This window comes from Candidatus Effluviviaceae Genus I sp. (assembly GCA_016867725.1).
Classification (GTDB): domain Bacteria; phylum Joyebacterota; class Joyebacteria; order Joyebacterales; family Joyebacteraceae; genus VGIX01.
In genome coordinates this window covers 92,260-106,132 of sequence record VGIX01000004.1, presented here as the reverse complement: position 1 = coordinate 106,132, position 13,873 = coordinate 92,260, and the positions used below count along the sequence as shown (strand labels likewise).

Annotated in this window: 13 protein-coding genes; all 13 read right to left on the bottom strand. The window is 69.8% G+C overall.

What is annotated here, in order from left to right:
• Nucleotides 1-752: hypothetical protein (locus FJY74_02560; GenBank protein MBM3307189.1), on the bottom strand; the 752-nt coding region annotated here is incomplete at its 3' end.
• Nucleotides 736-1,971 carry a glycosyltransferase family 4 protein gene (locus FJY74_02555; protein ID MBM3307188.1) on the bottom strand — a complete coding sequence of 412 codons (1,236 nt, stop codon included), beginning with the start codon at nt 1,969-1,971 and terminating at the stop codon, nt 736-738. The genes FJY74_02560 and FJY74_02555, both read right to left, overlap by 17 nt.
• Nucleotides 1,964-3,148, bottom strand: a complete 1,185-nt coding sequence (locus FJY74_02550; protein MBM3307187.1) for a glycosyltransferase family 4 protein — start codon at nt 3,146-3,148, stop codon at nt 1,964-1,966. The genes FJY74_02555 and FJY74_02550 overlap by 8 nt, the downstream gene beginning before the upstream one ends.
• Entirely contained in the window at nt 3,145-4,686 is a 1,542-nt protein-coding gene (locus FJY74_02545; GenBank protein MBM3307186.1) for an O-antigen ligase family protein, read from the bottom strand. The genes FJY74_02550 and FJY74_02545 overlap by 4 nt, the downstream gene beginning before the upstream one ends.
• A 7-nt stretch (nt 4,687-4,693) precedes the next feature.
• Nucleotides 4,694-5,452 carry a CpsD/CapB family tyrosine-protein kinase gene (locus FJY74_02540; protein MBM3307185.1) on the bottom strand — a complete coding sequence of 253 codons (759 nt, stop codon included), beginning with the start codon at nt 5,450-5,452 and terminating at the stop codon, nt 4,694-4,696.
• Nucleotides 5,453-5,469: 17 nt separating this feature from the next.
• A complete protein-coding gene (locus FJY74_02535; protein ID MBM3307184.1) occupies nt 5,470-6,321 on the bottom strand; it encodes an AAA family ATPase in 852 nt (283 codons plus the stop codon).
• Between the two features lie 6 nt (nt 6,322-6,327).
• Entirely contained in the window at nt 6,328-7,671 is a 1,344-nt protein-coding gene (locus FJY74_02530) for a hypothetical protein (protein MBM3307183.1), read from the bottom strand.
• A gap of 50 nt (nt 7,672-7,721) precedes the next feature.
• Nucleotides 7,722-8,456, bottom strand: a complete 735-nt coding sequence (locus FJY74_02525; protein ID MBM3307182.1) for a polysaccharide biosynthesis/export family protein — start codon at nt 8,454-8,456, stop codon at nt 7,722-7,724.
• A 193-nt stretch (nt 8,457-8,649) separates the two neighbouring features.
• Nucleotides 8,650-10,209 carry a glycosyltransferase family 39 protein gene (locus FJY74_02520; protein ID MBM3307181.1) on the bottom strand — a complete coding sequence of 520 codons (1,560 nt, stop codon included), beginning with the start codon at nt 10,207-10,209 and terminating at the stop codon, nt 8,650-8,652.
• A 213-nt stretch (nt 10,210-10,422) separates the two neighbouring features.
• Nucleotides 10,423-11,025, bottom strand: coding sequence for a sugar transferase (locus FJY74_02515; protein ID MBM3307180.1), 603 nt, complete (start codon nt 11,023-11,025; stop codon nt 10,423-10,425).
• 393 nt (nt 11,026-11,418) lie between these two features.
• Nucleotides 11,419-12,387 (bottom strand): hypothetical protein, encoded by a 969-nt coding sequence (locus FJY74_02510; GenBank protein MBM3307179.1) that lies wholly within the window; start codon nt 12,385-12,387, stop codon nt 11,419-11,421.
• Nucleotides 12,388-12,395: 8 nt separating this feature from the next.
• Complete coding sequence (locus FJY74_02505) at nt 12,396-13,235, bottom strand: DUF3108 domain-containing protein (GenBank protein ID MBM3307178.1); 840 nt, start codon at nt 13,233-13,235, stop codon at nt 12,396-12,398.
• Nucleotides 13,225-13,830, bottom strand: a complete 606-nt coding sequence (locus tag FJY74_02500; protein ID MBM3307177.1) for an HAD family hydrolase — start codon at nt 13,828-13,830, stop codon at nt 13,225-13,227. The genes FJY74_02505 and FJY74_02500 overlap by 11 nt, the downstream gene beginning before the upstream one ends.
• Between the last annotated feature and the right edge of the window lie 43 nt (nt 13,831-13,873).

Below are 13,873 nucleotides of genomic sequence, written 5' to 3'. Positions count from 1 at the left end.
GACACGTGCCGCGCCTGCAACCACACGCTGGCCGCCAGATCCGCGGCGCGCCCCTCGTCGCCGCCCTCGGCTCCGACGAGGTCGAGCGCCATGGCCCACGAAATCAGCCTGATCGCAGTCTCGAGAGGACTCGCCCAGTTGATCCCGAAGTGCGGCGGATTCGCCGCGATCCACGACCCGATCGCGTCCCAGACCGCTCTGCCATACTTCGCGTCCCGCGTCACGGCGAACGCGCGCCCCATCGTCACGAGATGGTGGCAGCGGTTGAGCTCCCACACACACCTCGGGTCTCCCAGCTCGTGGAGATGGCGGTAGTCCAACGCCGCCCAGTGGACGAGAGGCCATTGCGCGCCCGTCACGGGGTCGCGCAGCCAGTCCACCGGCCGCCCGGCGTCGATCGTCGTCCACCCGAAGGCCGGCACGGAGCCCTCGAGCGCCTCGTCGGCGGCGCGCGCGCAGTCGCCCTCGGCGACGCCGAGCCGCCCGAGGGCGGCTCGGAGCGCGGCCTCGTCGCGGGCGCCGGCGAGCACCGTGCCGCGCCCCTCGGCGAGCGCCGCGAGGACGGCGCCCCCGTCGAGGCCGCGCAGCGCGCGCGCCCGCGCGACGACCTCGGCCTGCGGCCGCGGCCTCGCCCTCCGGGCGCCGAGCGTCCTCGCAGACCTCACCGCCCGGAGCCCGACCTCGGCCGGGCTCATGGCCAGGAGACGGCCGATCACCCAGGCCGCGCGCTCCGCGCTACGCCCGGTCGGCATCGACGACCTCCTGCAGGAGCCCCTCGAGCGCGTCCACCGCGCGGTCCCATCCGTACCGCGTCGCGACGTACTCCCGACACTGCGCTCTGAGCCGCTCGGCGGCGGCGCGGTCCGACAGCCACTCGAGCACGGCGGCGAGCCCGCGCCGGATGGCCACGGGCTCCGCCCCGTCGAGCACGAGCTGCGGCGCGAGCGGCCTCAGGATCTCGGGCGTCGCCCCGATGGGCGTCCCCACCGACGGCGTGCCGCAGGCCAGCGCCTCGAGCGTCACCATCCCGAATCCCTCGAACGCGATGGACGGCAGAACGAAGAGGTCGGCCGCCTGGTGGTGCCGCACGAGCGTCTCGTCGTCCACGAAGCCCGCGAACGAGACGGTGTCCGACAGCCCCTTCGCGGCGGCCAGCGCCCTCAGTTCCCCCTCGAGCCTCCCCCGCCCCGCGACGACGAGCAGGACGCGCGGGAACGACTCCTTGACCGATGCGACGGCCTCGATGAGGTTCTCGAGCCCCATGCGCGGCACGAGCCTCCGCGCCGTGAAGAGCACCGGACGGTCCTCCGGAAGCGACAGAGCGCGCCGCAGCGCCGCCCGGTCCTCCGCCGGCCTGAACCGCTCGAGGTCCACGCCGCCGGGGATCTTGCGGATCTTCCCGGCCGCGAACGGGTAGTGGCTGAGAAGCTGCTCCCTCGAGAAGTCGCTGAGCACCACGATGCGGTCGGCCCGCTTGAGGCACGCCCGCTCCGTGCGTCGCGCGAGCCCCCCGAAGAGCAGCGACTCCAGGGGCTTCCCGATGTCGCGGTCGGCGCCCTCGAGCCTGAGCTCCTGCCAGAACGACGCGTGGAAGGTCATGATCTCGGGCGCGGCCTTGCGGCGGCTCACTCGCGTGAAGGCGTAGTAGGGGAAGTAGTGGTGCGGCAGCACGGCGTCGTAGCGGTTCTCGTCGAGGAGCCTCCGAAGGAGCCTCCGCGGCCCGATGAGCGCGTCCGCCGTGCGCCCGCCGAACCGCCGCCCCCTCGCCGCGTCGCCGAAGCGGCGCACGGTGATCCCGTCCACCGACTCGACGTCGGGCGTTCCCTCCTTCGTGCGGAGCCCCACCATGTCGATGCGGTGCCCGCGCGCGACGAGCCGCTTCATCGTCTCGTGCGCCACGCGCTCGACGCCGGCGAAGCTGTCGGGGAACAGGAACTGGCTGATGCAGAGGATCCTCAGCGGCCTAGGCACCGCGCGCCTCCGCCGCCGCGAGCAGGTCGGCATACAGGGCGGCCGTCTTCGCGTAGCTCTGGCGGACGTCGAACTCGGCCTCCACCCTCGCGCGCCCGGCCCGTCCCAGGGCAGCCCCGTGGTCCGGCCGGCCGAGCACCTCGGCCGTCGCGTCGGCGAGGGCGTCCGGGTCCCGGCGCGGGACCACACGACCTGTCACGCGGTCCACAACGGCCTCAGAGATGCCACCGACGTCAGTAGAAACCACAGGGAGCCCGGCCGCCATCGCTTCGAGCACCGAGAGCGGAAGGCTCTCCGCCTCGGACGAGAGGATCATCGCGTCGGCGCTCGCGAGCACGGTCTCGATGTCGCCGCGGGCGCCGGCGAAGACGACGCGATCCGACACGCCGCGCTCTCGCGCCAGCGCCTCCAGCCTCCCGCGCGCGGGCCCGTCGCCGACGAGCAGGAGCATGAGTCCTTCGATCCGTCCGCGGGCCAGCGCTACCGCCTCGACGGCCGCGTCCTGCCCCTTGCCCTCGCAGAGCCGTCCGACCGTCACGACGACCGTCGCGTCCGGCGCGATCCCGAGCCCGCGTCGGGCCGCACCCCGGTCGGGAAGCCGCTCGAACCGCCCGGGATCCACGCCGCCACGGATCGCGACGAGCTGCTCCGGCGCGCAGCGGAAGTTCCTCGCGTACTCCCGTCTGCTGGCCTCGGACACGACGATGATCCGGTCGAGGGAACGATTGGCGGCGCGCGTCAGCGCCGCGGCGACCGCCGAGCCGAGCGGATAGCGCGACCTGATGCGGCCCGTCACGTGCTCGGTTGACACGACGACCCGCGCGCCGGCGCGCCTCGCGGCGCCGATGGCCGGCAGGCAGGTCCTCGGGTGCGTCTTGTTGAAGTGGACCAGGGGGAAGCCCTCGAGCATCCGTGCCGCCTCCGCCGCGCCCCGCGCGTCGAGCTCGCGCGTGGGGCGGAAGGCCGTCACGGCGAACCCCTCCGCACCGAGCATGGCCCGCCACTCCCCCGTCTCCGCGCGGTCGGACGCGAAGAGGCACGGCTCCCACCCCGCGGACCTCAGCCATCGCATGAGCCCGGTCAGGTACATCTCGGCGCCCCCGGGCCATGCCTGGGCGTCGGTGTAGAACGCCACCCTCCGTGCGCCCGCCCCGCCGGCCGACCCGGGTGCGCTCATGCTCCCCTCCAGGGCCCGGGCTTCTCCTCGCCGGCGCCGTCGGCGCGAGGCGGAAGCGCGCCTTCGTTGTAGAGTCTCTCGAGCACGAGGACAATGGCCACGACGCCGTAGAACGCGTACCCCACGTCCCGGCTGAAGAAGACGTGCTCGAACTGGGCGAGCATGTAGACGGCGATGAGCCCCGCCAGACTCCCTTGCGCAAGGAAGCCGTAACCCGGCACGCGCACGAGACGCTTCACGTTCCTGGACGCGATCACGATCACGACGACGAGCAGCAGGGTGTAGACGGCCGCGGCCGGAATGCCGAACTCACACGCGAACGTCATGAGGACGTTGTGGGCGTGCGCGAGCGGTTGCCCCTCCCACGCCTCCGCGGAGTACCGGGAGAACGCCCCGCCTCCGACGCCGACGAGGGGGCTGCGCCTCATCACCTGGAGCGACGACGCGAAGATCATCGGTCGCATCGAGTAGCCGCTGCGCTGGAGCTGCTCGAACCGGATCTGGATGAGGTCAACGAATCCATGGCCCGTCGTGACGAGGGCAAGGACCTGGGCGACCACGGCAAAAAGCACAGCGAATTGGGCCATGCGGCGGAGCGTCGGCCGATGGAGCGCTGCTTGGCTCGCAAGTCCTGCGAGGATGCCGATCCACGCGCTCCGCGAGTAGGTGAAGAGGAGCCCGACGAAGCCAGCGAGTGTTGCCGCGTTGATCAGGGCTCTGTGCAGCGCTCGTCGGAGGTGATCGACCGCGAAGAAGCAGAGGGGCATCGATACGGCGAGGAACGCCCCGAACAGGTTGGGGTGAATCAGGCCGAACCAGCCGCCCTCGGTCCGGCCCCCGACGACTCCCCCCTCGACCTCGGCCTCCGACACGCCGAGGGAGATGGCCGCGCTCTGCATCCTGGCTGCAAGGCCGAGCACCGCGACGAGAACGCCCGACATCGCGAAGCAGATCGCGAAGCGCCGGAGATCGACAGGGTTGCGGATCAACGTGCACACGAGGTAGAGCCAGGCGAAGTAGAAGAGCGTCTCCTTGAGCGTGAGCAGGATCGCGCCGCGCCCGAACGGGTCCTGCATGTTCGAAAGCCCGACGAAGGTCGAGGCCGCGACAAGGAAGACGAAGGCGCCGATCAGGAGGTCAAGCGGCGTGCGGCGTATGAAAGGGCCCCGACCGGCGGACCCGCGCTCGAGAAGGTACCTGAACGTGTAGACGATCCACACGCCCGCGACGGCCACGTTGAATCCGCTCACGTGAAACGCCTTCGCGCTGCCGAGCGTGAATCCCGGCCTGGCGAACGGGATCATGAGCGCCAACGCCATGACCGCCCACTCGACCCTGATCAGCGTCAGCAGGAGGATGACGGCCGCCATGAGGAAGACCACGAGGTGGAGCGGGGTGGGCAGGCGGACCCGGGTGAGGACGACGAACGCCGCCCCGGCGTAGAAGACGAGCGCGACGACCCACAGAGGCCACGAGCGGCCGAGCACGTGCTCGCTCTGCCCGTAGAGCTCGCCTGTTCTGCGTGCAAGTCCGTTCATAGAGAGCTCAGAGCCGCTCGTAGATGAACCGCGGCACGTAGAACCTCCGTCGGTTCAGAACGGTTCCGAGCACCCTCGCGCCGGCGTCGCCGAGCAGCTCCATGGCTCGCTGCACGAGCTCGCGCTTGGTGTTGCCGGAGCGGACCACCAGCACGACGCCGTCGACCGCGCGCGAGAACTGCACGCCCTCCGAGAACGGCACGATGGGCGCCATGTCGATCACGACGAAGCCGAAGCGCCGTCTCAGCTCGGCGACGGCGAGTTCGACCCTCGGGTCGGCGAGGACCCGCGCCGGGGAGGCGACGGGCCGTCCCGCCGGGAGCACGCTCAGCCGGGGCGTATCGGTGGAACGGAGGCACTGCGACAGCGGGAGCTCGGACAGAACGAAGTCCACGAACCCGGGATCGCGGGGCACGCGGAACGCCTCGGCGGCCGACGGCGCCCGGAAGTTGAGGTCCACGAGCACCGTGGTCACCTCGCTCTCGGCCGCGAGCGTCTGCGCGAACTCGCGGGCCACGAGGCTCGCGCCCTCGCCCTGCACGGACCCGGTGAACATGACCACCTTGGAGTCGATCGTCGGGAGCGCGATGCGGATCTCGGCCGCCAGCGTGTGATACTGCTCGGCGTCGCGGACCGCCCGGGCCACCCGTCGCGTGGGCACGAAGACGCCGCCGCGGCCCAGGGCCTCGCCGGATGTCTCTGCGGGCAGCCCCTGTTCGACGTGCGCCCTCGCGATGGCACGCGAGATCTTGCTCGACTCGTCCATGCGTCGCCCCCGGGTTTCTAGGTTCGGGCAGCGTCCGGATCGCCGCCGGAGGTCCGCGCGGGTTCGCGCGTCTCGAGCGCCTCGACGGTCTCCCGGACCGTCCGCCGTCCGATCCACCGCTTGCCGTCGGCGTACCCGGCGAGGAGCGAGTTGTCGCAGATGATGTTGATCATCCGCGGGATGCCCTGCGAGAACTCGTACACGGCCTCGATGGCGCTCGCGTCGAAGATCCGGTCGTCCTTGGCGCCGGCCACGCCCAGGCGGTGCCTGATGTACTCGCCCGTCTCGTCCTGCGACAGCGGCTCGAGGTGGTAGCGGATGCCGATGCGCTGCCGAAGCTGCCTGAGCTCCGGGTCCTCCAGCTTCGCCCTGAGCTCCGGCTGTCCCGCCAGCACGATCTGCAGCGTGGAGCGGTCGAGCGACCTCAGGTTCGACAGGAGTCTGATCTCCTCGAGAACCGGCGGCTCCAGGTTCTGCGCCTCGTCGATGACGAACACCGCGTTCCGCCCGTCGGCGGACCACCGCGCGAGACACTCGCTGATCTCCCTCAGCATCTCCATCTTCGTGCGCGCGTCGCCGGACAGCCCGAGCTCCCAGGCGAGCGCGCGGAGGAGGTCCATCTTCGAGATCGTCGTGTTCGTGATCCTCGCCACGCGCGTCGTCGCGTCGAGCCCGTGGACCAGCGCGTCGAGCATGAGCGTCTTGCCGGTCCCGACCTCGCCCGTCAGCTGGACGAACACCTTGCGCTCGGCCACGCCGTAGCTGAGGTGGGCCAGCGCCTCCCTGTGCTTCGGCGACAGGTAGAGGAACCGGAGGTCCGGCGTGAGCTCGAACGGCCGCTCGTTCAGCTGGTAGAACGCCGTGTACATCGCCGGCTACGCCTCCCGCTCCGGGATCCAGGCCAGGACCTTGATCCCCAGGGTCCGCTCGACGTCCTCGGGTCGCTCGAGCGTGTGGTCCATGCGCTCGAGCGCCATGACGAGCATGAACCCGAAGAAGATCGTGAACAGCCCGAACACGAATCTCATGTTGACGGCCTGCGCCGCGGGCTCCACGGGAACGGCCGCCCGGGACACGATGCCGACGTTCATCAGGCCCGGATCCGTCGCCGCGGTGATGCGATACTGCTCCCTGCGGTCCATGATCACAGCGTAGAGGTCCGCGCGGATCGAGAGCTCGTGCTCGAGGATGCGGAGGCGCATGTCGTTCTCGGCGATCTCCGAGTTCTGCGCCTGCAGCTCGAGGTACTTGTCGAACGCCGAGCGGCGCTGCGCCTTCCACTCCTGCACCTGTGCGCTCTGGCGCATGTGCGCCTGTTCCACCTCAGCGCGCAGCACGTCGGCGGCGAGCGCAGCCTGCCGCTCCAGACGACGCACCTCGGGGTGGTCCGCGGTGTACTTCGACCGCGCCTCGGCCAGCTCCTCCTGGATCTCCAGGAGCTTCCGCTTCGCATCGATCACCGTCGGCATCTCGTAGGTGTTGTAGGTCGGGACGTGCGAGGCATCGGTCGTATCGAGCCACTCCCGGACCATCGCGAGTTCCCTCTCCCTCGATGAGATCCTCGTGTCGAGGGTGATGAGCTCGTTCAGAAGCCGGTCGCCCAGCCCCATCTGCTGCTCGGGCTTCCTGCCCACTGTCAGCTGCCACTTCTCCCCGCCCAGCTTGGCGATCTCGTCTGCGATGGAGTCGAGTTCCGCCTTGACGACCCCCGCCTGGTGGTTCAGGAAGTCCGCAGCTTCGGCGTTGTATGCGACGCTCCGCCGGATGTCGAGGTACGCATCGAGAACGGCGTTGACAACGCGCGCCGCCATCTCCGGGTCCTTGTGACGGTATCGGATGTTGATGATGTCGGACTCCGTAGGCGACTCGGCCTTGATTCTCTTCTGAAGCCGTTCGACGACGAGAGCACGGTCTTCCGCACTCGCCAGCCCGACCCGGTCCACGACCTCCGCCGCGACCGCCGCGCTCGTGACGATCTGGATCTCCGAGTTCACGACCTCGATGCGCCTGAGCACGTGCTGAGACTCCGCCGGCATCTGGTATCCGGCGGGCTGGCGCTTGACGAACACGCGCGCGCTCGCCTCATACTCGGGCTCTCCGGTGGCCGCACCGTAGAGGAGGATCGCCGTGCCAACGAGCAGGAGACCCAGGAGGGGCACCTTCCGCTTGAAGACGATGAAGACCAGGTCGCGAACAAGGGACGCCGTCGCCTGGGGCATCGCAGATGCCCCGGTCTCCGGACGCCCAGCGGTCTCTGCTTGCCCTCGCGCTACCACAGGCCTCGCCTCTCCGGATTCACGATGTCGTACCCACGGAGGTAGAAGAGCTGCGCCGGCAGGATGCTCTCGAAGAAGAGAGAGACGAACTCACCGACGTCGCCGATGAGGGACTGCGAGACGTAGACGACGTCGTTCGGCACGAGCTCCACGTCGTGCGTAAGATCCTTGCCTGAAAGCACCAGGGTCAGGTCGACCTTGTAGGCCGTCGGCTCCGCCACGCCCTCGCTGCGCAGGATCATGATGCTCCTGGGCTGAGCGGTGGGGAGCAGGCCGCCCACCGCCGCGATGGCGCGCGTGACCGTGAGCGGCTCGGTCGAGGCCACCCTACCCGGCGACCTCACCTCGCCGATCACGAACACAGGTCTCGCACCCAGCTCCTTCACCACGACCGAGACAGCGGGGTCGATGAGGTAAGGGGACATGTGTTCCCTGATGTCCGCCGCGAGCTCCTCGGTTGTCTTCTCCACCGCCTTGAGATCACCGGCGAGCGGCAGCGTGATCGTGCCCGCGGGCGTCACGGGCACCTCAAGGCTCATGCTGGCGTCGGTGAGGAAGTCGATCCACACCGCGTCGCCCGGGCGCAGCCGATACGCGGCCGCTCCGGTGCCCGCGGTCTCGACCACGGGCGGCGCCGCCCGCACGGTCGGGCGCGGGCTGCATCCCGGCGCCATGAGCATCACGGCGCCGGCAAGCGCCAAGGCGCCGGCCCTCACAACTCGTGCCATGAGGTGTGTTCCCCCTTGCGCGGCCGACCACACCCGGCTCGGCAGCGCGACCCGAGCCCCACGAACAGCATAACCCGTGCCACGGCCGTCCGATAGCGGGGTCCGCACGAGGCGCGGAATAGCGGCAGCTGCCAAGTCAAGCCGAACGCCCCTCAGCCATTGTGCCCCAGCACCAAGGCTGACGCCGCAGCGTTCATCCCGGACTGCCCGTGAGATCGTACAGGCTCACCTTCGCCCCGGGCAGCCGCAGCTCCTCGACCAGCCGATAGCGCTCGTTGAGAAACGCAGGGATGCGCCCCTCGGGGTCTGTCCGCCACGGCCGCGCCTCCACGAACCAGAGCCGCTCGTGGCCGCGCACGCCGTCCTCGATCCTCGTGGCCACCTCGGCATCCGACGATGCCTGGCCCGGATAGAGCAGGAAGCGCGGGGCCGAACCCCGGTAGTAGAACTCGAAGACGTCCCTGATGACCGGGATGAGAACGACGTCCCCGGGTTCCTCGTTCGCCTCCACGTGCTTCGCCGCGCCGCGGACGTCTTCCCGCCAGTAGTCAGGGCGCCCGTAGTAGTTCCCCAGCGCGACCAGAGAGAAGATCGCCATGAGCCCCCCGACGATCGCCGCCGGGGAGCGCCTCAGCAGACCGACCCCTGCTCCGCAGAGCACGAGGAGCGCCGGCAGCGCCACGGACACGTACCGCGGGTTGAAGGGCTTCACGTTCGCCAGCGCAAGCACACAGGCCCCAGCAAGCGGAACGAGCGTCACTGCGAGCGTCAGTCCCAGAGCCCGCCGGTCGTCGGCGAGCGCCCGCAGGCCGAGAAGCGCCGCCAGTCCCGCAACGACCCCGGCCGGCGCGACGAGCCACCACCGCTCGAGGAACGCATCGAGCGGCGGCCGCGTATGCAGCTCGACCGGAGTCGGACCCAGGGAATACCCGTACACCAGCGAGTACAGCGTGTACGGCACAGCAAGCGGCGTGAAGGTCGTCTCTCCCCTGAGCAGCTCGCCTCTTTCGGCCGCGGGCGCGAGCGCCACGCGCCCGCCCACACCGTCCTCCCGAGCCCACTTCGCGAGCCCCCATGCCACGGGCGCGAGCAGGGCGATGATCACGACCGACGCGACGACCCAGCGCCGCGCGAACCGCCGGTCCCCCACCGCCCGCGCCGCGGCGCAGATGCCGTGCGCAAGGAGAAGGAAGAGCGCCGCGAGATTGCAGTACCCGGCCAGGACAGCGCTGGCGACGTAGCCCGACCACGAGCGGCTTCGCCCCGAGACCAGTCTCGCAAGAAGGAGCGTCGACACGGCCGCGAAGAACACGAGCAGCGCGTAGTTCCTCACCTCCTGGCCGTACCACACGCTGAAGGGGGACAGCGTGCCGAGCGCGGCGGCGATGAGGCCGCTCCGGCGCCCCGCGAGCTCCGCCCCCAGCAGATACAGCACCGGAACGGTCGAGGCGCTCGCCACGGCGGACACGCTTCTCAGTGCCGCCTCGCTGAGCGAAAGCCGTCCGACGAGGTGAACCAGCAGCGCGTGGAGCGGCCCCTGGACGTTCCCGAAGAACGTCCGGGCTGTCATCTCCCCGCCGATCTCGGCCGCCTGCAGCGTGAGGAGCTCGTCCACCCAGAGGCTCTGGTGCCCGATGCGGTAGAAGCGCAGCAGGAAGGCGAGGAACACGAGCGCCAGCAGCACCCATCCGGCGCTGCGCGCGCCGCCGTCGGCTCGTGTGGAGTGCTCTCGCGCCAGGTCACACCTCGCCACCGCCCAAGCTCCGCTTCGGCCGTCTCGATCATGAGCCGACGGGGCTCACACGGTGCCGCCGGGGAAGAGTAGTCAACGCCCCGCGCTCTGTCAACCCGGCAGTCGCACCCCCTGAACGCACCGATCCGGCAGCGCCGCCCTGCGAGTGAGGGTTCTTGACGGCGAGCGCTGCCGGATCATCTGAGGGGCCGGGGCCGCTGCCCCGCGTCGACGTCAGTAGGCGCCTCTCCGCGACATCACAGCGGGAAGGGTCCGGGCCAGGATCTTGAGGTCAAGCCCGAGGGACTGCTTCCTGATGTACTCGATGTCCAGACGCATCCACTCAGTGAACCCGATGTGGCTGCGCCCGCTGATCTGCCAGAGGCACGTGATGCCGGGAAGGACCTTCAGCTTCTCCCTCTGCCATGCTTCGTAGTGCTCGACCTCGCATGGCAGCGGCGGACGCGGACCCACGAAGCTCATGTCGCCGCGCAGGACGTTCCACAACTGAGGCAGCTCGTCGATGCTGGTGCGGCGCAGGAATCTCCCCAGACGGGTGACTCTCGGGTCGTCCGAGATCTTGAAGGCTGGACCGTCCACCTCGTTCAGGTGCAGCAGCCGCTTCTTCATCTCCTCGGCGTTCTGCACCATTGACCTGAACTTGTAGAAGTCGAAGGAAGATCCGCCCTTGCCCACGCGCTGCTGCCGGAAGAACACCGGGCCGCGGGAGTCGGCCTTGATCAGGAGGGCGACGACGAGGAACAACGGCGAGAGCAGCACGAGACCGACGAGACTCCCGACAGCATCCAGCGGCCGCTTGACGAGTCTGCGGTACATCACGCCGCGCACGACTCCCGAACGGTCGACCGGTCTCGCTGCAAAGCCCTCGACCGCTCCGTACCCGAACCGTTCGTCCACGAAGTACAAGAGCGCGCTCCCCCTCTCCTGAACCTCGCCTGCGAGGCGCCACCACAAACGCGAGCCGGGTGTCGACCTCAGGTCGCACCCGGCGTACCGTTCTGCCTGCCGCCTTCGCCAAGGGTGCGCCCGGGTCTGCTGCCAGCGCGGCTTCGTCCGCCTCGGCGCGTCCGAAACCGCAGTCCTCTCAAAGCGCTGTCAGACTCGAGCCCGAACCCTTAGCAATGGCGCTATGTGAGTCCCTTCGCTCTCGTTCCGCGTGGATGCCCGTTCCCTGACTCAATGATAGTCTATCACAAAGTGTCTCCTCTGTCAACGACCATCCCGGGCGCCTCCGCCCAGCCCGCGCACGATCGCGCACCAGAGCGCCGGGAAGAGGATCTCGTGATGCCCTCTAAGTGCAATACCCATACCAAGTTCCGCTGTCGGTCTCCGCACGACGTTCTCGCCCGCCCTGTACGGCTCGTTCATATCGAGGCTCACCGTGGTGAACGGGCCGCGCGCGCGGCCGAGGTTGCGGGCGACGGCGAGCGCCTTGAGGAAGACCTCGGGAAGCACGACCGCCGACCCGACGTTCAGCACGACCCCGCCGTCCAGACCGCACACCACGTCCGCGAGGATCCGGAAGTCCCTGAGGCTGGTCTCCCCGATCGCCGCGCCGTCGGCCGACGCGTGCTCGTGGACGATGTCCGTGCCGAGCGCCACGTGCACCGTCAACGGAATGCCCAGCTCGTGCGCGCGCGCCGCGATGCTCGCGTCCCGATGCGGCGTGCCGGCGTCCGCGAGCCGCGAGCCGACGCTCTCGCCGAACCCCCGGCCCTCCCGACTCCCGCGGGCGACCGCTCCGTTCAGGAGCTCGGCCGTCTCGCGGCACGCGCCAAAGAGCCCCGAGGTGAGCCCATCTCGGACGTCTTCGGACGTCTTCCCCCACATGGCGATCTCGGCGTCGTGGATGGCGCCCGCCCCGTTCGTGGCGAGCGCCGTGACGACGCCGCGCTCCATGAGGTCGATGAGCAGCCTCGAGAGCCCGCACTTCACGAAGTGCGCGCCGAACATCACGACGACGGGCCGTCTCGCCCGCGCCGCGTTCACGACCGCGGCCGCCACCTGCCGGAACTCGCGCCCGGCGAAGAGGTCGGGCACGCTCTCCAGGAACCCGTCCACGGCCGCCTCAACGGCGTGCGGCGTCGCGAAGCGGTCCACGGTGACGGTGCCACCCCGTTCCTCGATCGACACCACCCTGAGCTTGCGCAGGTCCACCTCACGGAAGCGAGACGACATGCGACCTCCTACCCCGCGACCCGCCGACCGACGGCGGGCTCCAGTTTCGTGAGCACGGCCGAGATGGACCCGATCGCGACCTTGCTCTTCATCAGCACGGGGACGTGCAAGGGGTCCTTCGTGAGCCACACCGTGAGCTTGCCCTTGTGGCGGAACAGGCCCGTCGTCCGCATGACGGGCTCGACGACGATGCAGTCGAAAGCGCCCGCCGGCACCTTCACGCGCTCCTCCCGCAGCACGCGGATCTCGAGCGGGTAGTTCTTCCTGTCCGCGTGGTTCTCGATGTACACGGACCTCCCGACCCGGAGGTCCATCATGCGGACGTAGTAGAGCGACGAGAGGATGTCCTGCGCCTCGTACGACAGGGGGACGACGTGGCCCTTTCTGGGGTAGAGCGCGACCTGCCTGTCTCGGTCGAAGATCACCTGGTCTTCCGAACGGAAGTCGCCCTCCCTGATCTGCTTCTGGAACCGGAGCGGCACGAGCCGCCTGACGTCGAGGAACGACTCGGCCACATCGCGGACGGTGAAGAACGCCGCGAAGACGGGATTCGACTCGGCGATCGACACGATGTGGTAGCACGGATGGCCGCGCTCCCTCACGATCGAGGGGATGCTCATGACGGCCGTGCCGGCGGTGACGAAGCCGTACTTGATCTCGAAGGTGAGCCTCTCCCCCGCTCCGAACGGCGGCTCCGCGACCTGGCCGGACGGCCCGATCGCTGAGTATGGGGATGCCAGCGCGTCGGGGACTCGGGTCGGCACGTGCCGGAGCAGCGCCGCAAGGACGGCGGTGACGCAGAGCACCGCGCGGATGACCGCCGCGCTCCGGCGGCTCTCAGCCGGCATGCGCGCCTCCATCCCTCCTCGCCCGAAAGTCCGCGAGCGCCCACTCCACGGCCGCGCGCAGATCTCCGGCGGTGCGCTCCACGACGATCCCGCGCTCGCCTGCCGCGCGCAGCTCCGTCTCGCCCTTGCCCGTCAGCACGAGCACGCCGAGCATCCCGGCGCGCTGCGCCAGTGCGATGTCCGTCAGGGCGTCGCCGATCACGTAGCTTGCCGAGAGGTCGATCCCGTGCTCCCTCGCCGCCCGTTCGACCATCCCGACGGCGGGCTTCCTGCACGACTCATCCCGCGTGTATCGCTCCACGCTGCCGCCGCGGAAGTGCGGGCAGTAGTACGCCGCGTCCAGGCGCGCGCCGCGCTCATGCAGCAGGCCCTCGAGTCTGCTGTGAACGACCGAGAGATCGTCTTCGGTCATGAGCCCCCGCGCCACGCCCGACTGGTTGCTGACGAGCACCGCGAGGACACCCGCCTCGTTCAGGGCTCGGATCGCCTCGGCCGCGCCCGCGAGCAACTCGAGGTCCTCGGGCCGCGTCACGTGCCCGCGCTCGACCGTGATGGTACCGTCCCTGTCGAGAAAGACCGCGGGACGACCCGCCATGCTCCCTGCCTCCCGTCCTTCCCGGCCGCGCCGCCCGGGGCGC